The organism is Pedococcus badiiscoriae (assembly GCF_013408925.1).
GTDB lineage: Bacteria > Actinomycetota > Actinomycetes > Actinomycetales > Dermatophilaceae > Pedococcus > Pedococcus badiiscoriae.
On record NZ_JACCAB010000001.1, the window covers coordinates 2,376,491 to 2,401,101 of the forward strand.

At 65.6% G+C, this 24,611-nt stretch carries 25 protein-coding genes and 1 riboswitch; of the genes, 11 read left to right on the forward strand and 14 right to left on the reverse strand.

Going from position 1 to position 24,611, the window contains the following annotated elements; all coding sequences use genetic code 11:
- Positions 1-92: 92 nt before the first annotated feature.
- The 4 genes from queC to folE2 are packed head-to-tail and all read left to right on the forward strand — an operon-like array spanning position 93 to position 2,572.
- Positions 93-791, forward strand: coding sequence for a 7-cyano-7-deazaguanine synthase QueC (gene queC / locus BJ986_RS11240; protein ID WP_179422058.1), 699 nt, complete (start codon positions 93-95; stop codon positions 789-791).
- On the forward strand, positions 788-1,423 hold the full coding sequence (gene queE, locus BJ986_RS11245; RefSeq protein WP_179422059.1) for a 7-carboxy-7-deazaguanine synthase: 636 nt from the start codon (positions 788-790) through the stop codon (positions 1,421-1,423). The genes queC and queE overlap by 4 nt, the downstream gene beginning before the upstream one ends.
- On the forward strand, positions 1,420-1,788 hold the full coding sequence (gene queD / locus BJ986_RS11250) for a 6-carboxytetrahydropterin synthase QueD (RefSeq protein ID WP_179422060.1): 369 nt from the start codon (positions 1,420-1,422) through the stop codon (positions 1,786-1,788). The genes queE and queD overlap by 4 nt, the downstream gene beginning before the upstream one ends.
- Before the next feature lie 4 nt (positions 1,789-1,792).
- Positions 1,793-2,572, forward strand: coding sequence for a GTP cyclohydrolase FolE2 (gene folE2, locus BJ986_RS11255; RefSeq protein ID WP_202881233.1), 780 nt, complete (start codon positions 1,793-1,795; stop codon positions 2,570-2,572).
- A 61-nt stretch (positions 2,573-2,633) separates the two neighbouring features.
- On the opposite strand, the gene BJ986_RS16890 is transcribed toward folE2, so the two are convergent.
- The 7 genes from BJ986_RS16890 to BJ986_RS11285 all read right to left on the reverse strand — a co-directional run bounded on the left by BJ986_RS16890 (position 2,634) and on the right by BJ986_RS11285 (position 8,814).
- Positions 2,634-3,506: an HNH endonuclease gene (locus BJ986_RS16890; RefSeq protein ID WP_179422061.1), complete on the reverse strand. Its 873-nt coding sequence runs from the start codon at positions 3,504-3,506 to the stop codon at positions 2,634-2,636.
- 2 nt (positions 3,507-3,508) lie between these two features.
- The gene (locus BJ986_RS11265; RefSeq protein ID WP_179422062.1) at positions 3,509-5,056 is read right to left on the reverse strand and encodes a ParB N-terminal domain-containing protein; all 1,548 of its coding nucleotides are present in this window, start codon (positions 5,054-5,056) and stop codon (positions 3,509-3,511) included.
- A gap of 338 nt (positions 5,057-5,394) precedes the next feature.
- On the reverse strand, positions 5,395-5,787 hold the full coding sequence (locus tag BJ986_RS11270) for a cyclic-phosphate processing receiver domain-containing protein (RefSeq protein WP_179422063.1): 393 nt from the start codon (positions 5,785-5,787) through the stop codon (positions 5,395-5,397).
- 58 nt (positions 5,788-5,845) lie between these two features.
- Complete coding sequence (locus tag BJ986_RS16665; protein WP_272955390.1) at positions 5,846-5,971, reverse strand: hypothetical protein; 126 nt, start codon at positions 5,969-5,971, stop codon at positions 5,846-5,848.
- Positions 5,972-6,336: 365 nt separating this feature from the next.
- A riboswitch (SAM riboswitch) is annotated at positions 6,337-6,454 on the reverse strand.
- A 493-nt stretch (positions 6,455-6,947) separates the two neighbouring features.
- Positions 6,948-7,274, reverse strand: a complete 327-nt coding sequence (locus BJ986_RS11275; RefSeq protein ID WP_179422064.1) for a hypothetical protein — start codon at positions 7,272-7,274, stop codon at positions 6,948-6,950.
- 475 nt (positions 7,275-7,749) lie between these two features.
- Positions 7,750-8,097: a hypothetical protein gene (locus BJ986_RS11280; protein WP_179422065.1), complete on the reverse strand. Its 348-nt coding sequence runs from the start codon at positions 8,095-8,097 to the stop codon at positions 7,750-7,752.
- A gap of 114 nt (positions 8,098-8,211) precedes the next feature.
- A complete protein-coding gene (locus BJ986_RS11285) occupies positions 8,212-8,814 on the reverse strand; it encodes a hypothetical protein (RefSeq protein ID WP_337795184.1) in 603 nt (200 codons plus the stop codon).
- Positions 8,815-9,099: 285 nt separating this feature from the next.
- Here BJ986_RS11285 and BJ986_RS11290 point away from each other — a divergent pair, with 285 nt between their 5' ends.
- Complete coding sequence (locus BJ986_RS11290; RefSeq protein ID WP_179422067.1) at positions 9,100-9,702, forward strand: hypothetical protein; 603 nt, start codon at positions 9,100-9,102, stop codon at positions 9,700-9,702.
- A 177-nt stretch (positions 9,703-9,879) separates the two neighbouring features.
- On the opposite strand, the gene BJ986_RS11295 is transcribed toward BJ986_RS11290, so the two are convergent.
- Positions 9,880-10,425 (reverse strand): GIY-YIG nuclease family protein, encoded by a 546-nt coding sequence (locus tag BJ986_RS11295; RefSeq protein ID WP_179422068.1) that lies wholly within the window; start codon positions 10,423-10,425, stop codon positions 9,880-9,882.
- A 646-nt stretch (positions 10,426-11,071) separates the two neighbouring features.
- On the opposite strand from BJ986_RS11295, the gene BJ986_RS11300 reads away from it, so the two are divergent.
- Together BJ986_RS11300 and BJ986_RS11305 are read left to right on the forward strand one after the other, a co-directional pair.
- Positions 11,072-12,055: a tyrosine-type recombinase/integrase gene (locus BJ986_RS11300; RefSeq protein ID WP_179422069.1), complete on the forward strand. Its 984-nt coding sequence runs from the start codon at positions 11,072-11,074 to the stop codon at positions 12,053-12,055.
- Between the two features lie 1,202 nt (positions 12,056-13,257).
- On the forward strand, positions 13,258-15,702 hold the full coding sequence (locus tag BJ986_RS11305; protein ID WP_238338398.1) for a fibronectin type III domain-containing protein: 2,445 nt from the start codon (positions 13,258-13,260) through the stop codon (positions 15,700-15,702).
- A gap of 184 nt (positions 15,703-15,886) precedes the next feature.
- Here the strand turns inward: BJ986_RS11305 and BJ986_RS11310 are convergent, their stop codons facing one another.
- Together BJ986_RS11310 and BJ986_RS11315 are read right to left on the reverse strand one after the other, a co-directional pair.
- Complete coding sequence (locus tag BJ986_RS11310) at positions 15,887-16,291, reverse strand: helix-turn-helix domain-containing protein (protein ID WP_179422071.1); 405 nt, start codon at positions 16,289-16,291, stop codon at positions 15,887-15,889.
- On the reverse strand, positions 16,288-16,476 hold the full coding sequence (locus BJ986_RS11315) for a hypothetical protein (protein WP_179422072.1): 189 nt from the start codon (positions 16,474-16,476) through the stop codon (positions 16,288-16,290). Before BJ986_RS11315 ends, BJ986_RS11310 begins: the two co-directional genes overlap by 4 nt.
- Before the next feature lie 244 nt (positions 16,477-16,720).
- Here BJ986_RS11315 and BJ986_RS11320 point away from each other — a divergent pair, with 244 nt between their 5' ends.
- From BJ986_RS11320 to BJ986_RS11330, 3 genes are all read left to right on the forward strand, one after another.
- A complete protein-coding gene (locus BJ986_RS11320) occupies positions 16,721-17,755 on the forward strand; it encodes a DUF4192 family protein (protein WP_179422073.1) in 1,035 nt (344 codons plus the stop codon).
- Between the two features lie 142 nt (positions 17,756-17,897).
- A complete protein-coding gene (locus tag BJ986_RS11325; protein ID WP_179422074.1) occupies positions 17,898-18,785 on the forward strand; it encodes a hypothetical protein in 888 nt (295 codons plus the stop codon).
- A gap of 62 nt (positions 18,786-18,847) precedes the next feature.
- Positions 18,848-19,117 (forward strand): hypothetical protein, encoded by a 270-nt coding sequence (locus BJ986_RS11330; protein ID WP_179422075.1) that lies wholly within the window; start codon positions 18,848-18,850, stop codon positions 19,115-19,117.
- A 712-nt stretch (positions 19,118-19,829) separates the two neighbouring features.
- Here the strand turns inward: BJ986_RS11330 and BJ986_RS11335 are convergent.
- From BJ986_RS11335 to BJ986_RS11345, 3 genes are all read right to left on the reverse strand, one after another.
- On the reverse strand, positions 19,830-20,132 hold the full coding sequence (locus BJ986_RS11335) for a hypothetical protein (RefSeq protein ID WP_179422076.1): 303 nt from the start codon (positions 20,130-20,132) through the stop codon (positions 19,830-19,832).
- A gap of 473 nt (positions 20,133-20,605) precedes the next feature.
- Entirely contained in the window at positions 20,606-21,289 is a 684-nt protein-coding gene (locus tag BJ986_RS11340; protein ID WP_179422077.1) for a TY-Chap2 family putative peptide chaperone, read from the reverse strand.
- Positions 21,290-21,538: 249 nt separating this feature from the next.
- Positions 21,539-22,069, reverse strand: coding sequence for a hypothetical protein (locus BJ986_RS11345; protein WP_179422078.1), 531 nt, complete (start codon positions 22,067-22,069; stop codon positions 21,539-21,541).
- A gap of 1,100 nt (positions 22,070-23,169) precedes the next feature.
- On the opposite strand from BJ986_RS11345, the gene BJ986_RS11350 reads away from it, so the two are divergent.
- Positions 23,170-23,775 (forward strand): recombinase family protein, encoded by a 606-nt coding sequence (locus BJ986_RS11350; protein WP_179422079.1) that lies wholly within the window; start codon positions 23,170-23,172, stop codon positions 23,773-23,775.
- Between the two features lie 99 nt (positions 23,776-23,874).
- Here the strand turns inward: BJ986_RS11350 and BJ986_RS11355 are convergent, their stop codons facing one another.
- Positions 23,875-24,225, reverse strand: a complete 351-nt coding sequence (locus BJ986_RS11355; protein ID WP_179423799.1) for an MscL family protein — start codon at positions 24,223-24,225, stop codon at positions 23,875-23,877.
- Between the last annotated feature and the right edge of the window lie 386 nt (positions 24,226-24,611).

The following is a 24,611-nucleotide window of genomic DNA, read 5'->3' on the forward strand; positions in this document are numbered from 1 at the left end:
GAAACTACGTGTTTGTTCGAGCTACTCTATCGTGTAGTTTCGACGGTGTGAGGGCGACCGGCCAGATCGACCGAGGGAAGAGGGTGTTGGACATGACGCGGAAGGCCATCGTCCTGCTGAGCGGGGGCCTGGACTCGACCACTGTGCTCGCGATCGCGAAGGACCAGGGTTTCGAGCCGTACGCCCTGAGCTTCCGTTATGGCCAGCGCCACGCGATCGAGCTAGCCGCAGCGCAGCGCGTCGCTGAGGCCGCAGGGGTCGAGCGACACGTGGTGTGCGACATAGACCTGCGTGTGTTTGGCGGGTCCGCTTTGACCGCGGACGTCGAGGTGCCGAAACACGACTCGGCAGATGAGATTGGCGACGACGAGATCCCGATCACTTATGTGCCGGCTCGCAACACCGTGTTCCTCTCGTTCGCGCTGGCCTACGCCGAGGTCGTGGGAGCTACTGACATCTTCATCGGCGTCAACGCCCTGGACTACTCCGGGTACCCCGACTGCCGCCCCGAGTTCATCGCGGCCTACGAGCGGATGGCGAACCTCGCGACCCGTGCTGGGGTGGAGGGCAACGAACTGAAGATCCACGCCCCGTTGATTGACTGCACCAAGGCCCAGACCGTCGAGATTGGTGTGCGGCTCGGAGTTGACTACTCGCTGACCTCCTCGTGCTACGACCCGGACGACCGCGGCCGCCCGTGCGGCCACTGCGACTCCTGCCTGCTCCGCCTCAAGGGTTTCGCGGAGGCGGGCCTTAGCGATCCCCTCGAGTACCAGGGCGCGCCGGCGTGACTTACAAGGTCAAGGAGATCTTCTACACGCTCCAGGGCGAGGGCACGCACGCCGGGCGGCCGGCGGTTTTTTGTCGGTTCAGTTCCTGCAACCTCTGGACCGGCCGGGAGGCCGACCGTGAACGAGCGATCTGCAAGTTCTGCGACACCGACTTCGTTGGCACTGATGGTGAGGGCGGCGGCAAGTTCGCTGATGCAAATGCGCTGGCCGAGGCCATCGCCGCGAAGTGGCCGGTGAACGGCGGCGGGCGCCCGATGGTCGTGTGTACGGGCGGCGAGCCCCTTTTGCAGTTGGACGCGGCCGCCATCGCGGCCCTCCATGAACGCGACTTCTACGTTGCCGTCGAGACGAACGGGACAGTGGCACCGCCCCCGGGTATCGACTGGCTCTGTGTCAGTCCCAAGATTGGTTCCGACCTCATCGTCCACAAGGGACACGAACTCAAGTTCGTCGTCCCCCAGGGTGGTGTTGACCCGACGACGTTCGAACACCTGGACTTCGAGAGCTTCCGCGTGCAGCCGATGGACGGCCCGGACGCGGCCACGAACACCGAGCTGGCAGTGAAGTTCTGTCTTGATCATCCGCTCTGGCATCTGAGTCTGCAGACGCACAAACACCTAGGAATTCCGTGACCCACACCGCCGAGATCTACCGGGAGTTCACCTTTGAGGCGGCTCACCGGCTGCCAAATGTGCCTGAGGGTCACAAGTGCGCCCGACTTCACGGACACTCGTATCGCGTCGAGGTCCACGTGTCCGGGCCAGTGGGGGACGGTACCGGCTGGGTTCAGGACTTCGGCGATCTGAAGGTTGCCTTTAAGCCCCTCGAGGACCAACTCGACCACCACTTCCTCAATGAGGTCGTGGGCCTCGAGAACCCGACCAGCGAGGTGCTGGCCAAGTGGATCTGGGATCGTCTGAGCGTGGAACTTCCAAACCTCACGGAGGTACGGGTTCGCGAAACCTGCACCTCTGGCTGCATCTACCGCGGGGAGTAGTCAGGTGGCGCTGCCGGACATTCAGGATCAGGTGGACGAGCGCGGAATCGAGCTCGATCGCGTCGGCATCGCCGGGGTGCAATATCCGGTCCGCTTCAACGACGGCTCGAGCAAGCACGCTGGAATTGCCACTTTCGACGTGACCGTGACACTGCCGGCGGAGCGCCGCGGCACACACATGAGCCGGATGGTTGAGATCGTCCATGACGAACTCCAGGATTTGGAACCCGAACGGCTTCCCCAGGCTCTCAAGGTCGCAGCCGACCGTCTCGACGTCGACAGGGTCCAGGTCGACATCGCGCTGCCGATGGCGTTCTTGGTCCAGGCTCCGGCGTCGGGGAAGGAAGCGTGGCAGGTCTGCGACGTGGAGTTTGAGGCGCGGTTGACCGCCGGCGCCGCCGAACTCGCCGTCACCGTAGGTACGGATGTCACGAGCCTCTGCCCCTGTAGCAAAGCCATCAGCGACTATGGCGCCCACAACCAGCGCAGTCGGGTGCGTCTAAAGACCATCGGGCAGGACGAGGACGTCTACCCCTTGGACGTCGCCACCGCGTTCGCCATGATCCGTGCCGTTGGTTCAAGCCCGGTGTTCCCGCTGATCAAGCGGCCGGACGAGCGTGTTGTCACAATGGATGCCCACGACCGACCTGCCTTCGTGGAGGACATGGCGCGTGACCTCTCTCAAGCATGCCGCGAGCGCCGTGTCGCCCATTCGTTGAGCGTGCGCAACTTCGAGAGCATCCACAGTCACGACGCAGTCGCCTCGGTTGCTTGGCATTGGTGACTGAGATCAGAGACCGGCGATGCCAAGCCCGGTGCGATGCCGCCATACCTAAAGCGGGGGTCTATGCGGTCAGCTCGCTCGCGATGCACTCGTAACAGGTCGGTACGGCCGTCCATGGCACCCGCCAAATCGCTCTGTCCGGAAAGGTCAGGGTCAACTCGGTGGCGTCAACTCCGCAGTCACACCTCGAGCATCTGCGCCCGCCGACCGCGACGGCAGAATAGAAGATCGAGAAGACTAATGCACGGTCGCGACTGAAACCCGCAGCCGCCATCACCGAGAGCGACTCAAGGTCTCTCCTGAAGTACGACTTACCCTGATTGCAGAGGCCGCACAGGATTTGAAGATTGGAGCTTCGAGTTACGCCCCACCCATGCCTTGGGATCACATGGTCGACCTCCAAACGGGTGGATCGACGTGACGTCGACTTCACGGGGTCATTCGTTCTCAACGGATGGAGGGACTCCGCCAAATGCAATTCCAGATCCCAACAAGTCTGGAGTTGGGTCGGGGATAGATCGTGTCGGGTAAAGTGGAATCCGCAGGTCTGACAACGCAGGGAATCTCCAATGCTCCTTCGATATGAGCGAAGCACTCCGCGTTCTGACGCCTCAGTCAGCGGCGCAGTGCGTGCAGCAGTCCCGTACCCCTCGTGAAGTTGAACTCTCAAGGTCGCGATCTCTCGGTCTGGAAACGCTGCCGAGATTCCAAGATCTTGGACATAAGACCGCAGACGATCTTCAACCTCTTGCACGCCGAACATGCCTGGAGCTCGTCGAATATCGGCAAACTCATCCGCAGTCAGGATCCGTGCCTCGAGAATTCGATTTAGGATCTGTCCAATCCCGGTTGAGATCGTTCGAAATTGTTCCTCGGAAAGTGTCGATTCTGCCAGTGACAGCCAGTCATTCAAGTGGAGCAGCGACTCGGCCATGACTAACTGTCTGTGACTTCGAACACGTTCTTGTTGCGTGCCGTGTATCTCTCGCCGTCTTGAACCTTCTGGAAGGCCTCGCGCAGTTCGCTGTAGAGATAATCCTGTCCAGTTGAGTCGTCAAGGCTGGATACCCATGCGTTCTCGAAAAGTCGCACGGGAACCCCTGTTTCCAGGAACCACTCACGGACCATTTGTCGGAAATCGTCCAGGTCAGCAGGGAGCACTACCTCTCCTGCCTGGCGTGCCAACTCGTCATCGGCGAGTTGCTCACCCAGCGCGCGCACAAGACCAGGGCGCATGCGGTAGACGTCGTCGACTCGGCGAAGCGCCTCTTCAATAAACAGCCTTTGGAAGAGGCGCAGCGTGACAGCTTTCGTGAGGTTGGTCTGTTCTGCATGCCAGAGCGGGCCGCTGCGGGACTTCGCGTTGTAGTGGCGCCGCACCTCGTCCCAGAATGCGAACCAGTACTGCCTCCAGTGACCGTCCGTCCAGGAGTCCCATGCGACGCGGTCAGCGAATGTGGGTCGCACGAACTTGTCGTAAAATTCGTCATCGCTCCGCCAGGCCCGGCCCCCCCTTCCGCCCTCGATCAACTGGCGGATAGTCGCGTCGGGAATATAGCCACCCGCGGATTCCATCCCCTCAAGGCGGACCCTGACCAATCCATAAAAAGGTGAAGCGGTGTCTCGCGCAGCGATCACCGCAGCGATTCGTTCTTCTACGCGGGCGCCGGTTCGGTCGAGTTGCCCGCGAATGGCGGCCTGCTCGCCCGGAGTGAGTGAACTGCCGAAGATATCTGTCAGGAGCGACGAGTCGACCTTTTGGGCTTTCTCGTTGATGATTACAAATTGATAGATCTGCTCCATCCATGGGCTGTTGGGGATGGCGACCACGGGCAGAATGACTTCGTTAGTTGCATGCGCCGCACCGTATAGGCGGTGTTGTCCATCTACAACGAGTCCGGGGCGACACAACTGTTCGAGCGACTGCAGCAAGTCGACTTTTTCGTCCTCGCCGAGATCCAGGTTTGCCGCTAAGAAGGCTGCCGGATCGTTAGCGAGCCAGCCAATCTGACAGAGACTTTCCAAGACATAGTTGTGGCCAAAGTCGGCTTCGGGATTCGCTAGGAATGCGGCGAATGCCTCCAGTTCGGCTTCGTCTAGCCTGCCGCTCATGCGATCAACGACAACGGCCGCGCACTTCGACAACTGAGTGTCTAGGTCGTCCGAAGAATGGAACGGTCGTTCATACTGGAGTGAGATCTGACCACCCTCGACCTGGGGCTCACCGAACAGTGCGACGGTGATGGCCGTTGGTCCGACCAAGTACTTCTTGGGCTGATCGGTGCGAGGTGTCGACGCTTGTTCCCAGAAGGCGGTGACCTCTTGCTTCCTGGACTCGGCGATCCATCGCTGGTAAAGCATGCGAACACGCCAACCCTTGCGGGGGATACCCACCCAGCCATCCAACTCCTTCGCAGGCGCTGCGAACATCAGCAAGCGGTCGTCGTCGCTGGCGTCGTCGCTAAACTGGTGGAAGTCGATCACTTGGTAGCTGTGCAAAGTCTTTTTCCTCCCGGGCGCCTGATGAACGAGCGATCAGACTAGCGCGCGCTTTGCGGTTACTAAATTGACTCGACGGATCACGTCAGGCGCCGGGCGGTGGGGATGATGGTGGCCCAAGCGGACTGCTGCCCTTCGACCGGGCCCCGACGTGGCCGTTGGCTATGACGGGTGCCGCACCGAGCGCTCGGTCAGCGCCCGGCGACTCAAGCGAACTCGAAGATGCAGGCAGGGAGGTCGGCAACTGCCACACGCTCTGGCTAGGGCGACTCGCTGCCGCTCGTCGCCTGGTTCGGCACGGACGTGCCGCGGCGCTCGACTCATCAGCGGGTCGCTTCTGAGTGGCCCGCGCTGCCCGCGCGGATGAAAAGGTTGGCCGCGTAGCTGCGTCGGGCCGGGTAGCCGGCGGCGACGAGCTCGGCGGTGATTCGGTGCCCGTGGCGGATGTTGGAGCTGTGCACCCAGACCACCCCGACCGGTTGCCGGTTGCCTATCGCGGCGAGGTTGACGAGGTGCTGGACCACTGGCTGGGCGGTGTCATCACCGGTCAGGTCGTAGTCGAGCCAGAGCTCGTCGAGGAGTTGGCCTGAAAGGCTGTCCAAGAGTGCGATTGCGTCGGCAGAGGTGCGGGCAACGTAGTTGGCGCGTCCGTCCTTGAAGTCGCGGGTGTCGTCGAGGAGCAGGATGAGTGGGCGGTTTCCGACCTCGGGACTCACGGCGCGTCCGGCTTTGCCAGGCCCGCGACGATCCGGACAGAAGGGGGTGCCAGGGGCCTCATCGCTGGTCGATCGGGTGGGCCGAGCCGGTGCGCATGTTGACGATGGCGAGCACCGACTCACCCTGCCACAAGAGCCGGAACTGGGGTTCGGGGACCGGCCCCGCGCCTCCGTCAATATCCACGCAAATCCATGCGGCGTCGCTTGCGAGAAGCCGGAACTCTTCATGCACCCGCACCGGCGCCCCCAGGACAACGAACGAAGTAAGGGGCGCGTGGTGCCACAGACCCGGGCGCACGGAGTCGTCAAGGTACGCGACGGTCGCAGACCAGTTCCCCACGGCGGTGATGATCCCGTCGCGCCACCCCCATGGGGCGCGTCCCGCGATTCCCGCCTGGATCCAATGGACGTTGTGGCCCGCCGCGTAGCTCTGGCAAGGACTGCCCGAACAGGCGTTTGAACGGTCGCTGGCTCCCTCGTCCGGAGCGGTGATCATTGACGACATGGTCTTCTCCCCATTCCAGGACACGACAGCGGCACGAGCCACTGAAGCCCCACTTGGCCGCGCCCGGTGACGACGGTCCAGGTCTTCTTCGGAGGGCACCGTGTCGGGTGACGCGGTTGCCGCCAACCCACGTCCGAAGGCGTGCGGGCTGGACTCTTGACCCGCCATTAAGACTACGGCCCTCCACCGACAAAGACCCTCGATGTCGCCCCGAGCTCTCTGACCTGGCGCAGTTGGCAGCACAGGCACATCAGCTCATGAGCGACGAACGCTGGACGACGGACATGCCGGAGATCGAGGCGGCGGAGGAACTCACCGCGAGGCGGCCGACCTTGCTCGGCGGCTACGCGACTTCTCGTTGCGGCTCGGCGACCTCGTGTCGGGTTAGCGGCAGCGTGCGGCAGTCATCGCCGTGTCGGTGAGACAGTGATGCGTTCAGAGCGGAAGTCAGTCACTCGACATGGAAGTGCCTCGCGCAGGCACCGTTGAGGCTGGTCATGCGCCGCGTGATCCGGCGGCGGGTGCAACCGCATGGCATTTGGATCGTTCCCGTCCCCCGGTAGCGGTCGGTCCACAGTCGCCAAACGACCCGGCGTGGCAGCTGCTCCGTCCGTGGTGGCCGGCAACGCGCCCCGTCACTAGCGCACGGATCCGGTCAAACACTGGAGACGCCTGCGGGATCCGGGCCGATGGCCCGCGTGATGACTCCACCGTGGACGGTTGCCACGCTGAGGAACCGGAACCATTCGTCGCCGCTACGGCCGGCGACACCATCGAAGCCCGCCAGGAGCTCCCGGTAGTCGCCGCCCAGCAGGAGCGCCTTCAGTTGGTCTTCGCCAGTAGAACTGCCCATTCTCGTCTCGACCACTGCGCCCAGGATGGCGCTCAGTGCGCCCTTGGCTCCTGCCGCCTCTTCCTCACCCATCGCAACGACCGAGTCGATCGAATCCTCGTGGCCGAAGGCCCACCTCAGCTCAATCATCCTGACCCCGCTCGTCCGCGCCATGATGGCAGCACGGTCCGACAAGGCTGACCGGCCTGCCATGCGGTTCGACCAGGTGCCTCCAGGACAGCGCCTGCGGCCGCAGCGCCTCCGAGGGCCGCGCGGACCAGCAGGTGACGACTCATCCCCGGCCCAAGCCCCTACCCGCGGCGCTCGCAGCCGCGCCGAACGCAGCGTCCAACAGCAAGAACACGACAGGGCCAAGAGGGACCTGGGCCACGACATCTTGCAATTGCCACACTCCGCGAGGGCTGACCAGAACCGGCTTGGAGTGTCGCTCGCTCAACGAGCCCGCCTCCAGGTCGATGTCCACCCGGAACGGACGACCATCGTTGGGGCGCACCGGGATCGGGTCTGAGGCTCGGCACCGATCCGGCGCAGCGCACTGATGGCGAAGCGCGTCCATGGCCGTTCGAAAGTAGGCCTCGATGACCATGTGGGGTGTCGCTTCCTGCTAGGGGCGGGGGCTGCTGTTGCGGCGGTTGCGCATCGCCCCGAGGACGCTGAGGATCATGATGGCACCGAAGGCAGTCCAGACCAGGGCTCTGTCCTCGCAACGTGCCTGGAACTCGACCCAGACGCAGGAGGCGATGGCGACCACCAGGCAGCCCACGGCGTAGAAGCCGAGCCCGCTCGCGGCGAAGCCGATGCAGCCCACGACGCCCAGCGCCGCCCAAATGAACTGGGCGACCCAGTCGCTTTCGGACTTAGGTCTACGAAAGCCCTCGGGCCAAGTCGACTGCTGCTGCTGCGAGCGCCCCGGTGCGCCCCCGCGGAAGGCGGGGGCGTTGAAGATGTTCACAGCTTCTCCTAGTGATCTTGAGTCAATCACTCCGATCCTTCGCGACCGCGCCATCGTCGCACCATGGTCCGACAATCGCTGATCAGTCTGCCTGCGCCTGGGGTGAGCGCGAGGTCAGTCAGGGTGGAGGATCAGGTGCCCGTCCATCCACGGTCGAAGGGATCCTTCTATGTGCCCGTAGCCGCGTGCCGTGGCGTGAAGCCCCACGCGGCTCTCCCCGCTCTCCCAGAGCGAGAGCTGCACGTCGGCGATGTCGTCGAAAACGGGACGTGCCCAGTGCGATTGCCAGGCTCCCTCGAACGACCAGCGGCCATCGTCGGGCGGCCGATCCCCACGGGCTGTCAGGATCAGGGCGGTGTTGCTACGACGGGCCATCTCGCGCAGCCAGCGCCCCGTCAGGACTGCCACCGGACCCCTGGGCCATGCACGCGGCCGGAGCATCTCGTCGAGGCAGTCGATGATGAGTACGTCGTAATCAGCACCGAACCAGCTGGGGTCATCGGATCGGAAGTCAGGGATCGGGATCCAGGAGGCGATCTCGATGCGGTCCACGGCGGTGCGATCGGTCCCGGCGCTCGACGCGGCCATCAGGAGACGGTCCCGCAGGATGTGGGTGGCCATATGGTCGTTGGCCATCCCGACCCGCGCGGTCTGAACCAGATGGGCGGCCATCTGAGTGAGCAGAGAGGTCACGCCGATGCCGGGCGGGCCGGCCACGGTCCAGATGGCACCGGGCGTGAGGCCGCCTCGCGTCAGCGCGTCAAGGGGCTTCAGCCCGGTCGGGGAGGTCGGCTGGGCCGAAAGCGCAGCCAGCTCCGCTAACGTGTATCCCAGGCCACCGGCAATCATTGGGCCGTCGCGGTGCAGCGTCGTCGGAAGTCTGGGCACGCTGGCACCTTGCCATTCCCCACTGACAAGACCCCCACCGGCATACTCACTACGTGCTTGCGCCATCACGGTGCGCTCGGAGCCAGCGGGGCACCTTTCCGGAGGAGAATTTCAATGACGACACCCATCGGCGGCGTCCTGACACAGGCCCTCCATTCGCATAGGAGCGCCGATCCGGGCGACGTGTACGACGAGACGCTTCGGGTAGTGGCGACACGTGCAGCCGCAGCCCAGTCGCTCTGCAAAGCCGACATCGGCTCCCTGGTGATGTGGAAGCGCATCACCGCGAGCGCGCGCTGGGCCGGGACGCTGGGGATGACCCCTGACGCCGAAGTGCAGGCGGTCACCGGAAATGCATGGGCCCTGGCCAACAACGCCCAGTTACCCGCTGCGGAGGCGGGCCTGGCTGCTTTTCGCGAGTTGAGGAAGCTGCCGGGGCTTGGCGGAACCGGCGCTTTGGCATCGGCGGTCCTGGTCGCCTGCGCGCCAGACCGAATGGCCGTATGGGACCAGCGCGTGAGCTCCACCCTTGAAGCGATGGGCCGGCGCCCCAAGTTCACCGCAGGCTTCTACGGGCGCTACCTCGAAGAGCTAGACCACATGATCGAAGACGAACTCGATCGAGACGCCCAGAGGTCCTGGAAGCGGCGTGACGTCGAACTCGCCCTGTACGCCATCGGTGGCCGTGCGGACCTATTGGCGCAAGTACGAAGGTAGGCCGTCCCGATCATAGCGCTCCTGTGACGGCCTGGGCTGGTGGACGCCTTCAAGGCGTCCACCAGCCCAGGAAAGTCCCCGCACAGGGCACCGCCGCCGGGCTGACTCGACTGAACCTAGTGGCGCAGGGGCGTAGTGCCCGACCCCACGGGGCGTTCTCGCCAGAGCCTCCTTGCCTCAGCCCCAATCCGCGTTGAAAAGTGTCTGGTCGGTAAAGGGCGAGCGCTCCACGTTCCGTGCGATCTCTCCGGGGGCGAAGTCCGCCTGCCGTAGTTGCTCCCAGGGCTCGCCTGCGGCCTGGAATTCCATCCGGTTTTGACCATAGCGCTGCGAAGGGCCGACGGTCCTATGAGTGCCCAACACCGTGATGAGCAAGGCCTCGCACTCCCGGATCACGTCCGACGTGGTTGTCTTCCCGAGCGCATCCCGTTTGACGACATGTGACCACCCATCCAGGCGACCGCGCTCGACGTCGTCAAAGGCGAACCAGCAGAAGCGGCTCCAGTTGTCTCGATCTTTATGGTGCCGTCGGAGCCGGGTGCCAAGGCCCTGGGAGCTATCGGCCAAGCCCACATAGGTGGGGCCGTGGCCGTCGAAAAGGATGTAGAAGCCCTTGGCGCGGCGGAAGTCGCATGCCTCCAGCTTTGGACGCCTGACCCCGCGCCGCCCTAGCAATTGCCATGCGTGGGCATCCCATTGCACCTCTTCGCGCAACCAGAACATGCCGTAAGCCCCAACGAGGTGGCCGCTACTCAATGGTCGTCTCCATCAGGTCGTCGGATTATTGACGGTCGGCGCCGGATTCTCGTGGGCTCATCGCCCGGCCAGTCGGCGCCCTCGGCAGGCGGCGTGCCCCGGTCCATGGGAAGTAACTGAGGGGCCGGGAGATCCCACCTATGCCCGCATTCGAGGCACTCACGGTCACGATGATCGGGGGGCAGGGCGCAGCCGAGGTCGACCTCCCACGGTTCCGCGACTGCCGTGTCATCGGGGATCCGCATGCCAAAGACGAAGTGGAGAACCTCTCCCGAGGAACAGTTGGGGCAGACGTCTCGAGCCATCCGCGACCTCCCACTTGCAGGGACCCTGTCTGGGTCCAGACCTTCATACACGACTATGAGTGCGTCACGCTCCTGAACGGTCGCAAGGCCATGGTCGTTGCCGGTGTGACGCCCAACCCGTAGGTTTCTTCCCGGGTAGGGAGACCGGGGTTACCGTCGGTGAGGTGGAACCCTCTCGTGTGCAGGCGTCTGGTCTTGGTTGTGAACGCGTCCGCCTCTCGGAGGCGCTGGGGCAGTTCCTTGTCCACTGCGAGGCACAGCACGCTCGACGAACGGTGCACGCGTACCGGACCACGAACCTCGCGCTGATGGCACACATGGGCGACCTATACGCCGACGAACTGCGCCCCATTCACCTCGACCGCTGGTTCGCGCACCTGCGCGGCCCCCACGTGGACTCCAAGGGCCGATTGCGCGAACCCATCGGCGCGGGCGGGTTCAACGCCTACCTAGCCAGGGTGCGGCCCTTCCTCACCTGGATGTACCTCAACGACCTCATCGACCGCGACTACGGCAAGACCCTTCGTCGCATGCGGCGCCCGCACCGAATCAGGCTCCAGCTGGACCAGCAACAGGTCCGCGCCTTGCTCGAGGACGCAGCAACCCCACGTGACCGAGCGCTCATCGCGGTCGGGTTCTTCACCGCCATGCGCCAAAGCGAACTACGAAGCATCCGATTGGGCGACCTGAATATGGACGCCGGGACCGTCTTCTTCCATGTATGGAAGTCCGATACCGAGGACGTCCTACCTCTGTCGCCAGAGCTGCGCTCCGAGCTCGCGCGGTGGCTACCGGAGTATGAGCGCAGCGTTCGACGCGACCACGGCCGCGGACTGCTGCCCTCGGACTACCTCGTCCCTTCACGTCTCCGGGGCAGGTACGGGTCCCGGCTGAGCGTCGTTGAGGGCCTGGCCCGCCCGACCGCCACGGATCGGGCCCTGAACCCGGGCCGACCGGCCGCGAAGCCCAGCCTGATCGTCAAGGAGGGGCTGCGCAGGCTGGGGCTGCCCGACCGCGGCCAAGGCCTGCACACTCTTCGTCGATCCGCAGCCAGGCAGATCTTCGACGCCCTCGTCGAGACCCGCCGCTACGACGGTGCGCTGCGAGTCGTCCAAGCGCTGCTGCACCACCGCACTCTGGAGACGACCGAGGAGTACATCGGACTGAGCACCGAGGCCGTCACCAGAGACGACTTCCTGCGCTCCGCAGTACTGCTCGGCATGCCAACCCAGCCGACCCTGGCCTCGGTTCCGCCAGGGCCGCTGGGATTGCCGAGCACCCGTCGGCCCTAGATCGGCATGCCTTTCAGGCGTGCCTGGTTACATGTTGGTTACCCGCTTGGTGCCAGTCCCCAAGCCCTCCCCGGTGTCGAGGGCCACCGGGGAAACCCGCTGTCATTCCACCGACCTAGGCTCCGGGGATGCGGTACAGCACGTTCGAACTCGACCCGGCCGCCGATGTCGACGACGCCCTCGAGCGCTTCGCCCAGGCGGGCTGGCATACGTGGGAGGCTGGTCGCGGCGCGACCATCACCCTCAACGGGCGACGAGTGCACCGCGTGTGGCTACGGACCACACGACCTCGGTGGCCACAGAGGCCGCCATCCGGGTAGCGGTCAAATCCGCGCCTAGGCCGGAGGGGGCCGCGTGCGGGTGCCCGCCGGGCGCATCGAAAGCTAGAGACAAGGCGTGCAGCGGCGCTACGCGCTCGGGGGCACGACCACGGTCCGCGGTATCGAGGACTGGTCGCCGATGAGGGCTCCCTGCAGGCCCAGCAGATGGACCCGGGCCACAATGATGCCAAGGAGACTGAGCGGCCTTCACGTCCCCGGACATCGCCTTGTCCCAAAAGAGCTGCCTGGAGCGCGTCGAGACGTTGGCTCTCTAGGAACCGGAGACTGTCGACTGCCTCGTCCTGGCGTTCTATGAGGGCGTCCCTGACGATGCGATAGACGGTTCCGCGATTGGCGTAGCCAAGCGCTGCCGCGATCTGGTCGTAGGTGCACCCTTGGGTGCGCCGTTCGATGGACCGAGCGCGTCGCGGCCGCCAAGGCGCGGTTGCGGTGGCGTTCGTCTGCGCCAGGAAATGCGGCGGCACTGATACCGACCGAGTCCAGGGACGGCCCAGCAGTCCGCCACCAACGCGCCTCATCGGCGAACAACCGCGTCAACGGGCCGTGGCTGGAACACCTTCCCGGGGGGCGGGAGCATCGTGATCTCAAGAACCACCGCGCCCGGCTCAAGCCGCCTTGGCGTGAAGAAAGCCTCATGTCCGACTTGTGGATGCAAATGTGAACTAGTCCGTTTGGGCAGGACTTGGGTGGGTTCCGGGGAGCTGGCACCCCGGCGAAACCAGGGCACCTAGCCTGGATCGCTGATGGGGATTCGCTCCACAGTGCCAAAGGGGATCGCGCATGCGCTTCAGCTCAGTCGGTCTTTTCCGGACTCACTTCTCAGGGGGCGCGGAGCCGCTGGGCCGAAGTTCTTGGCGCGCGATGCGGCCGCAACCGATCCGACACCTGGTGTATGTCGCGAGCATTCTGTCGACTTTGGGCCTCGTGCTTACCGCGATCCCTGCCAGCGCCTCGACTCCCGCGGTGCCCACGGCCCCTACGGTCACCTCGCTCGTGCCGGGCGACTCTTCGGTGACTGTCTCGTGGGCGCCCCCCGCGACCAATGGCGGTGCGCCGATCACCAGCTATACGGCGACAGCGCTGCCTGGTGGGGGAACCTGCTCCACGACGGGCACTGGCACGGATGATGCCCCGACTGCCTGCGTGATTGGTGGGCTGACCCCCGGGTCGACCTACGCCGTCTTGGTCACGGCCACGAACGCGGTCGGAACCGGCCCCGACGGATGGTCCGCGGCAGACCCGAACCGGCCAAACGCCGTGTATAACGCGGTGAATGGGCACTGGTACGAGGGAGTCATCGACGTCGGAATCTCGTGGGACAACGCCATGGCGAACGCGGCGGGTCTCAGCCTGAATCGTCAGGCAGGGTTTCTTGGGGCGATCACCAGCAGGGCCGAAGACGACTTCGTGATCTCCTCCGTGACCCCGCAGGTGGCTGCGGCGGGTGATCACCTATGGGTCGGGGCCGCAGACACCGGCCCCTCATCGCCGACTGCGGCTCACACCTGGCAGTGGAGGACCGGAAGCGAGAGGGGCAAGATCTTCGCAACCTGCCCGGCATCGCCCGAAGCTCGAAACGCCTGTGTTCCAAATGATACCGATGGTTGGAACCGCACGGTGTGGCCATGCTTTGAACCCGACAGCGACAACAAACTGTGGCCCCACGTGCGCTTGCTCATCAGAAGCATCAACGTCAACAGCTGCACGCGGCCGGGGGACTTCACCGCGGCCGATCTCTATGAACCCAACTCGCCGTTCCCTTCAGTCCCCGCCACCGGCGGCTATCTGGTCGAATGGGCTCCCCCCTCCTCAGTCACGATTCCATCGACGCCCGATCAGGTCATCGGGCTCAGACAACAACGTCTTACGGGGAACTCGGCCCAGATCACGTGGAACGCCCCACCCTCCAACGGCGCCGCGATCGTCCACTACATCCTGCGAGTCAGCAGCAACGACGGAGCTTCCTGGACTCAGACCGTCACCCCATCAGCGAACCCAACCGCCACCCTCACCGGCGTCCCGGACGCCTCCGCGCGACTGGTGCAGATTGCAGGCGTAAACAGTGCAGGCCAAGGACCGTGGAGCCAAGGCATACTCGTCACCGGTGCCGGGACCCGGCCGATGGCCATGGACATACGCACCTCGAGCGGTGCCGCTGTTGTCGGCGGCGCCATCTCTTGGGAGATGATTCCCCGGACCGCCTACTCGTCCGTGACTTATGGACTGACTTCGGCTGGCACTATCACCTTCCCAGCAGCCCCGGCGGGCACGGCCAAGGTCACTGTGACCACGGGGCAAATGCCAGACGGGACGCTGGTAAGCGGATCGTGGCTCACGACGCTTGGGTATGACGCGACGCACCTACAACTCCCGCCCCCGCCGGACCCCGGTACCGCCCACCGAATCCACGTTGCCCTACCAGGCGGACTGCCGGCCGCCAACGCTTCAGTCGTGATCCACGGCCTCTCCGCGACGGCATCCGCTTCAGGTTTCACCTTCACCGTCCCAGGCGCGTTAGCCGGCGGTCTCACCGGACCTGACGGATCGTTCACCGCCATCGGCTACGGGACGGGATCGCTCTCCGCGACCGTCACCTATGACGATGGAGCCATCACGCAGTTGCAAACCGTTGACATCACCGGCCCCGACACCTACGTGACGATGGAACTTGCCCCGTATGTGGCTCCGGTCCTCACGGCCACCAACGCCAGCGCCGGGGCGGCTGTCAACGTCACTCTCTCCGCCACCCTCCCCGCCCCTGCGGCAGCGGGCACATCGAGCTTGGCAAGCGTGCCGAGACTGTCAGGAATACAGGTCACGGCGATTCTCCCACCCGGAGCAACGGTCGGTAGCTGCGGTGCTCGGCTGACTGGATACACCTCATCGACCGGGAGGGTTACGCTGCGGCTCTGCGCGAACCACTCGGGCCAGATTCGGTTCAAGGTGGTGGGCGCGTTCACTGGTCGGGCCACGACCTTGTACGTCAAGGGCGCACCCTCCCTGCCAGCGCGCGGCGTTCGGGCGTCTTCGCCGGTGCTGGGGCGGGCATCCGTGGGGTGGCTGACGCCGGAGTACACCGGCGGCGCGCCGATCAGCCGCTACAGGGTCGTGCTCAGCTGCGCGGGCCTCCCAACCGTCGTCAGGGACCTGACCGGCCACAAGTCCAACACGGGAGCGTGGGTCGCGCCGGTTCCAGCCATAACGATCAACGGGCTGGCACATTCTCACCGCTATTCCGTCAGCGTCTACGTCGTGACCGCGTACGGCACGAGTCTTGCCTCGAGCACCACGGTCCCCGTCGCCTGACTTTGCGCGCCGAGAATCCAAGGAACCCCTCCCGAGGCCAGTGGGACTCCAGGAGGGTCGCGAGGTAGTCAGCCCCGGCCGGTCGGGTACATCCTGATTAGTTCGACCGTGCGGACGGAGGATGGGCCCTCCTAGGAGCGGTTCGAGTGGCAATGTCAACAGGAGTCGCGGGCACGCGGCGGCGCTACACCGTCGGTGGCACGACCACAGTCCTGGGCATCGAGGACTCGTCGCCCCCGGAGGTTCCCTCGAGTCCAAGCAACCGGACACGCGCCGTGATGACGCCGAGGATCGACCGAGCGGCGTTTACGTCCCCGGACATCGCCTTGTCCCAGAGCGCCGCCTGGAGCGCGTCGAGGCGTTGACTCTCGAGGAACCGGAGACTGTCGACTGCCTCGTCCTGGCGTTCTATGAGGGCGTCCCTGACGATGCGAAAGACCGTCCCGCGATTGGCATAGCCGAGCTCCGCTGCGATCTCGTCGTAGGTCAATCCTTGCGCGCGCCGTTCGATGGCCCGAGCGCGTCGGGCCGCGGCTAGGGCGCGGTTGCGGTGACGCCCATCCACTCGGGGAATGGCGTCGGCACTCATGGCGACCGCCGGGTGCGGTTGGCGTCGTCATTGGACCCGGCACCCGCCCCCCGGGCGGTGAGGCGCATGAGTTCGTGGTGGTCCTCCAGCAGAGCGACTGCAGCCAGCGTGCCCCACTCAAGCTCCTGCGCCAGACGGACCCGGGCGTGGTTCCACATCAACTGCATGCCTGCCTTCAATCCCATTCCACCACGGTAAGCAACGACTGAGGAATGGCGCAGACGCGACACTCTAGGATTCGGGATCATTCGCGAATTCCCTTTATGGTCAACCTGATTGGGGGTATAATAAGTACCACGAGGTTGGGATAACCACGTCCAATTCAGGTCTGGAGAAACCCCCTCGCTGCAAGCCCGTCACCGTCGTGGCGGGCTTTCTTCATGCCCTCGCGCGTTCGCGCCACGGGCCGAACCAATCGAAGGAGTTCTCGTGACGACCCATGCCCTGAAACTGACCAGCCCCAGCGAGCTGATTGCTGTATTGCCCTACATCCTCGGCTTCCACCCCAGTCAGAGCATCGTCGTGCTCTGCCTGCACGAGTCGCACTTGGGGTTGATCCAACGACTCGACCTGCCTACCAACGACGCCGTGGGGCAGGCCATCGACGGTCTTCTGCCGTCACTGGTTCGCGAACACCCGGACGCAGTGCTCCTGGTCGGTTACGAGGCCACCACCGACCAGAGCAGCCCAGCACTGAACGCTCTGAGCCGGGCGCTGCGGTCGGTCCACGTCATGGTCACGGACCGCCTCGTCGTCTACGACGGCCGGTGGCGCTCCCTGGACTGCGACAACCCGGACTGCTGCCCACATGAGGGCACCGCGGTGCCCGAGCCAGCCGATCTGGCCGCCATTGCCGCTGAGTATGTCGGCCAGGAGGTCGTTCCCCTTCCCGACCGGCAGGCCCTGGCGCGGCAACTCGAGCCAGATGCGCCTGTTTCTGCCAGGGTCGGCCGACTGCTGGCGCACCACCCCAAGCGGCAGGTCGACGAGCCGGGGGAGTGGGTGCACCCCTGGCCAGCGGTTCTCGACGCGAGCGATGACCCGCAACCGCTGACGGCGGGCGACGCGGCTGGTGCCGCACGGTCCTTGTGGGATGTTGGGCTCCGCGACGGCCTCGTCGCATGGCTCACCCCCGGAACCCTCGACCCGACGCTCATCAGCGCCGAGGTCCGTGACCGCCTCTCCCAGCTGAACCGCTGTTGGGACGAACACGACAGCGAGCCGATGGCCGTTGTTGCGCAGAACCGCATCCAGGCGCGCCTGGTCCGGCTCTGCGCGATGCTGCCCGACCGGCACGCCGCACCCGCGCTGACCGTCCTGGCCAGTTTCACCTGGTGGCGCGGCGACGGCGCGCTGACCCGGGTCGCCCTCGACCGGGCGCTGCGCTGCGACCCCGACTACCGCCTCGCGCTCCTGCTTCAGCACATGGTCGATCTGGCCATCCGCTCCCGACCCAACCGCTAGCTCAACCCGACCGGAACACCTCAGGCCTGCCGCTGACGCGGTGGGCCTTCGTCATGTCCGCACCCCAAACCGCCCTGCGGCAAAGGCCGTGGGACCCATCCCGTCCACTGCGACGGACCAACCCGAAAGAGAGCCCAACACCATGAGTACAGCCACCTACGAAAGGCCGTTGCGGGCGGTTCCCGCCCCACCAGAGCAACGCGAACGCTTTGCCTTCCTGCTGGCGATCCGCCGCCGAGCTGAGCAGACTCTCAACGCGCTACTGGCCCTGCCGCTGGGCGCCGCCGGCTGGGCGCTGCGGCACCTGCGCGCCCTCACCGACGCCGCCAGCGATCACCGGGTCCTGGGATGGGTCGGAGCACGCCTGCGGGGCGCCGTCACCCTGGCCCGCGCCGTCGGGATAGTTCCCCTGGTCGCCGCCGTGCTCAGCACCCCACCGGTCTGGCGTGGCGCCCAGCGCGTCGCTGCCACCGCGGGCTCAGCGCTGGCCGCCGCCGGCGGGTACCTGTGGGCCCGAGCCCAGCAGCTTCTCTCTCGATGCGGTACCACCGGGCAGCGCATCGAGCACGCCCTGTCCGAGGCCGGCTCCGCCGTGTCTCGGGCAGCGTGCGCGGTCGTGGCACACCCGGCCGCCCCGGCCGTCACCCACGCGGCCAAGGCTGGGCTGCGGCTGGTCCGCGCGGTCAGCAGGAGCGTTGTCGTCCACCGGCTGCTGCGGCTCATCCCAATGCAGTCCATCCGGATCGCTCTCGAGCTGATCGTCCTGCCGCTGGTTCTCGCCCTCGGGCTGCCCGAAGAGACCGGCCCTCGGACCGTCCGCACGACCCCAGAGCCCACGGTCCGGCCACTCACGGGCGACCAGGCGACCACGCATGCAACCGAGTCGAGGCCCCCAATCGGCGAGTCAGAGACGGAGCCCAATGGCTCATCTGTGGCCCCGGAGCCGGTTGACGTCGCCCGCAACCGCGCCGAACGCCGCGCCCAACAGCAGGAACAGGCCCGGGCCAAGCGGGCCCGGGCTCATCGCTGACAACACTAGTTACGGCGGCGGGGCCCTCGCCGGGCCCCGCCGCCCCACGAAACGGAGAACCCATGTTGATCGTCATCAGCATCGCCGGTGCAGCCGCCCTGGCCGTCGTCGCCTACACCCGACTGCGGCAGCACTCACCCGAGACCGGCGCCGCCGGGCTGCGAGCGGTCCAAGAGCTCGCCGCCATCGTCGTGGTCTGCACCAAGGCCGTCGAAGGCATCGTCGACGTCCTCGCCGGCGCCCAACGACTGCACTCGTCTCCCGCGTCGCCCTCGTGGGGCTGCCGCAAACGCTACGAATCCGATTACGACTATGAGGAGGACGAGCCATGACCCTGACGAACACGCGTCATCTGAGAGTCGTCCCAATCCCGCAGTCCGAGCCGCACACGGCCGGATGCACGGTGGCGTCCCAAGCCACGCTCAGTGGGCCACAGACCATCAGCGTGCGCGTCCTGACACCGGTCTCTGGATCGGCGGGGGCGCTCATCGGAGTCCGCGTGGGAGCAATCCTCATCCTGGTGGCTGACTGGGAAGCGCTGCGCTCCATACGTGAGTGCGTGGCCCAGGCCGCGGAGCTCGCGCCGGTGGCGTTTGGGTCAGAAGCCTGAGGGTTGGGGCCGGGCTGCACATGGTGGGGTGCGGCCCGGCCGGCACCAGACCGAGCCTCCGCACGGATCTGGTGCGCCCCTCGGTTTGGTCCTAGCCCTGTTTGACTGCAGCCCACATTCAAAGGGGTGGTGGCCGTGTTCTGGATCGTCACACTCATCCTGTTGGGTGTTCTGCTCGGATGGGCCGGCTGGTACGACTGGCGGCGACGCGGAGTCTTACGCAGCGGGCTCTTGAGTCACTCCCGGAGCCAGACGCAAGGTCGTGCGGACTCGCAGGGAGGCGGCGAGTGGGCACCGCGCGGTGGCGGCATACCCTGATCTTTCATGCGCCTCAGTGACAGCGGACTTCCTGTGCGGCTGCAACTGTCGTGGGGGCAACGGCAGGCGGCACGGAACTTGCGGACATTGGCACGCCCCTCGATGCTGGTTTACACCTAACCCGCCGGTTCTATGCGGCTGCAGAACTCAGTGGGTATGCCGTGGTCCCGGAGCCATGCTTCTTCTCCGCGTGCCATGATCACTCTTCGCTTGGCATAGATAATTTCCATCACATCGGCGCCGGGCTGACCGCCAAGGGCGGCCGCGAGCGTCGGAAGGTCGTCCGGCAGAACGGTGATGACGTACTCGTACTCCTCCCAGCCCATGGCGCCCGACAGGTCCTGACCGCTGATCTCCAGGGCACCGTCATCGCGGAACTCAGCCACGACGTAGAGCCCGTTCTCGGAATGGAGGCTCACTGAGCTAAGCCCGGCCACGGCCGTCTCGGGGTCCTCCGCAGCAGCAGGAGCGGCTTGCTGTGAGCAGGCCCCGGCCGTGGGAACTCCTGGCCGACTCAACTCGGGCCTCAAACGGGACTTGCCGCTCTTCTTCGTTGGCCACCTTCGTCTCCCATCCCCGAGTCACTGTTCCGACTGCGGACGCTAGTGCACCCGCGCGCGATAGCTCGCTGTGTGCCAGACCCGAGGGGGTCCTGGACGCTCGCTGAGCGTCGGTCAACGGCGGTCGGATGGTCACTGCCAGGCGCTCGGCAGGGAGCGGGTCGCAACCTCGGCGTCCGCGCGTCTGGGTGTTCGTAGCGTCCTCGAGTGCAGGGGAGTTCATGGCCGCTCAGGTGGGGTGGCACCCGGCCTGCTGCTTCGCGCCCCCGATCGAAGGCATCCGGACACGCGCTGATGCACCGGGCTTTCTTCACCTCGGCAGGGGCCCCGCCTTAGGGGAGCACGTCGCCGAGCGTGGCCGAGATCGCCAACGTCATGGACCTCTTCGACTTGAGATAGGCGTCACTGAGTGACGCGTGCCTGTCGGGAAGGTGAACCACGGCATCGGTGTCGACGACCGCGACAGTTGAGTCGCCGCGCCGGAGCAGCCAGAATCGGTATCCCGGATGGCCGTCCAGGTCGTTTGGTCGATGCTCCTCCATCGCCCTTGCCGCCGACGGGAATGCAGATAGGTCCCGAAACCCTGAGTCGCCGCCCGACGAGTCGTAGAAGGCACTTCGGGCGTCCCATGGTTCCGGCTCGTTCAGCATCGACGTCAGGACGCGGCAGATCGCCCGCAGAGCCACGGCTGCTGCGGTACTGGGCGGCGTCGCCTTCACCGAGTCAAGGCCAGCCGCAGCCTCGATGCGGCGCACGGCGCCGTGTCGGTCCCCGTAGTCCCGCTCCGCCTCCCAGGTCAGGAACTGCATATGGTCGCCGACGCGGATGCTGCCCGCGCGGTTCAGCCACACGAGGTTCTCCACAGGATCAGGCTGTGAGCGCACGAGAGTCAGGCAGTCATACTGACCGCCGCCCGGGTGCGTCTCGATCAATGTCAGTTCTGGATGCCGGCGCACAAGCTCACTCCCGATCCACCATGACTGGACGTTCGTGAGTCGTTCATTGATGTCGGCCACGTGCTGCTCCTTGGATGCCTCGAGTTGCGCCTCGCTGAAACGGGACACTTCGAGTCTGGCCCATGGCGGGATGTCGCGCCGCCCAAGGTGACATGACCCCAGCACCACCTGAGCCAAGAGCGCACACGACCACCGGTGACACCCACGACCGCGACGGGGGGGCTACCCAAAGGGCCCAGCTCCGGCAAACAGAATCGGAAGAACCCAACTTGCTCGCCGTAGCACTTCAGGTAACCCTGACACAGTGGTTCAGTCAGGGTCGGCAGGGAGGTCGCCGGGTGGGCCGTTCCACCGGAGATGGGCTCCAAGCGTCTCAAGACTGATGGGCGGATCGGCAGGCAGCCCGATCGACTGTACGAGGGGATCGGTATGTTCGGCGAACTGCGCCGCCCAGTCGACCCAAAGAGTGGCTGCCTCAGCCTGAGCTGGGTCTTCGAGCGCCGATACGCGAAGCTGCAGAGCGGCTACATAGGTACGGATCCTTTGTGCGCGCTCCCACGCTGTTACTTGTTCCTCCAAGACTTCGCCACGGTGCGCCTCCACCAGCCGTTCGCGCGCCCTGTCGACCTCCGCCTCCCAGAGCGCTTGCCGGGCTCGCGCGTCCCGTTCGCGCTTCTCTTGGGCCCATTGGAGTTCGAGTGCCCTGACCTCGAGCTCTTGCAGTAACTCGGGTAGCCGCTCCTCGATGGTTTGTCGGGAGCCGTCGCCGAAGATCGAAGAACGCCCAGGGGCGGTGCTGTACCCACCGTTGATCGTCAGCATGAGCTTGCCGGTGGGCACAAAACGGGTCTGCCGCAGCTGTCGCCAGGCAGGGGAGGAACGACTCGGACGCGTCCCCGGGACCGGGCGGCCGCCTCCGGGTCCTGACTTCTCCTGGAGCCGTAGACGGAATCTGTGGTCGCCAATCAGCATGACGAGTTGGCCGTCGGCCAGCTTCCGGCGGATTTCATAGAGACGCGTCTGGGGCGCTGTGGTGGATGGGAGCAGCTGGTACCCGCGGCGGTCTGCCTCACGGGCCAATGCGTGGATCAAGCGCACAGCTCGCGAGAGCTGCGCGTCAGATACCTCCTGACGGTCGCGGTCGTCCTGGAAGGCCCGCGCCGTGGGATGGAGCCGATCAACCCGCCTTGGCACCGCGAATTCCACGACGGGGCGCATCGTCCTCGGGTCGTCCTCAAGCATGAGCACGGCGCCAGAACCCCGGTGGGTGAGCGACAACCGCGTCCCGCTTGGGGCCTTGCCAAAGCGGTTCACTGAGTCGACCAATCGATGGAGATCATTCATCACAGCCCAAGGTCCCCGGTCGACCTCGAGGCGGTTCCCCGCCGCAACAACCCGAGCCACGAGCTCCTCCGTCCGGGACAGGGCGCTCACGGTGTGGGATGCCGCGGCCTGCGACCCGATGCCCGGGCGTCGCCGCCCCGAGGCCCCTTGGGTCGAGGAATCCACCACTCTCTCCGTCAGGAGGCGCCGACCGAGATCCGTGAGGACCGCACACCATTGATCGGATCGGCCCTTCACCCGGACTAGTCCCCGGCTTTGGAGCGCCCGTGCGGAGACCTTGTGAACATGTCCTTCCATAACGCCAGGGGGGCAGCCATCGGCTATCCAATTCAGGACCTCCTGTTGCCTGGCATTCACGGTCATGCGGGTCGTCGGCATGCTCCAACTGTGCGCCGGGCTGCGTGACAGGTGAAGGTGCACGCGGCACGACGCCCCCCACGGAGTTCAGGCGGATGCCCTTCACTTGTCCGTTCGTAGGTCCCTGGGCAGTCTCGGAAACGAGCGTTTGAGAGACGCACGCCGGCGGCCCCGTCAGACCCCTCTGCCGGTGTCCGTAACCCATGTCCGTAATCAACGTCTCGAAAGGAGGCCACGCGATGAGAACTGAGAACCAAGGCCCCGGCTACCGCATCGGGTACGCGCGGGTGTCGACGCTTGAGCAGGACGAGGCCTTGCAGCACGACGCTCTGACACGCGCTGGCTGCCATCGCATCTTCACTGACAAGGCCTCAGGCAAGCTGGCGCAACGGCCCGCCCTCGACGCCATGAGTGAGCAGCTACGGCCCGGTGACACCGTCGTCGTGTGGCGCCTCGACCGCCTCGGGCGATCGCTGCGCCACCTCATCGACACCATCCAAGACCTCGAGAACAACGGCGTGGCCTTCCTGAGCCTCACGGAGAGCATCGACACCTCCACCCCCGGCGGCAAGCAGGTGTTCCATGTCTTCGGGGCACTGGCCGAGTTCGAGCGTGACCTGATCCGCGAACGAACTATGGCTGGGTTGGCCGCGGCCCGTGCCCGTGGCCGCAAAGGGGGCCGACCGACCGTCTGGACCACCGAGAAGCTGAGCGTGGCCCGAGCCATGCACGCCAGTGGTGAGCACGACGTAGCCACCATCGCTCGGGTTGTCGGAGTGAGCCGAGCCTCGGTCTACCGGGCGCTCAATGATTCGCTCCCGGCCCAGGACCGACGCAACGCTTGAACGGTCAACGGCCCCTCTCGCGCTTGTCGGGCGGGAGGGGCCGCGCTCCCCTTTCTGCGTTACGGGGAGCCCGGTCGCGGGTGGCAGAGGGTGCTTGGCTCAGATCTCGCCGGGGCCACCGGCGAGCAGGTCGCGGATCTCGGTGAGGAGCACGACGTTCTCATCCGGTGCGGCGTCGGTTTCGGTTCTGGCGTATCGAGTCTTGGCCGCCTCGTATGGCTTGACGACGAAGAAGTAGACCACGGCCGCGACGATCAAGAACGCGACCAGCGCGGTCAGGAACGCGACCAGCGCGGTCAGGAACGCGCCCAGCGCGGTCAGGAACGCGCCCAACGGGACCCCGCCGGGTTTGATGCTGTTGAAATCCGGCTTGCCGCCGAGCTTGCCGATCAGCGACAAGATCACGTCGGTGAAGAGCGACTGAGCAGGCGGCAGTAGTTGACCTGCCAGCGGGGCGCGGACGACGGAACATGGGTCACTCGATTCGAGACGAAAGAAGGCTGGGAACTACCGAGGCGATCGCAGCTCTCGGCTACCACTCAGTCGGGGCTTCGGGGATGCGCAGCTCAGTCGTCCGAGCGCGTTCGGCGGCCTGCCGCAGAACTGCGGTGGTGTCAGCGTTGAAGCGGTCGGCGCCGATCAGGCCACACCTCTGGCACGTCGATTTAACTGTGTCATCCGGCGACCGGTGGTGATGCCATCGGTGGCCCACAATTCGGCAGGTTACGCGCTCGACTTCCATGACTTCAGTGTGGGCGTACCTTCCCTCCAGCACCATGCGATCGCGAATCGAAACACTGGCACATCCCATCCTCTGACAGACGGAGCGGTGCGTC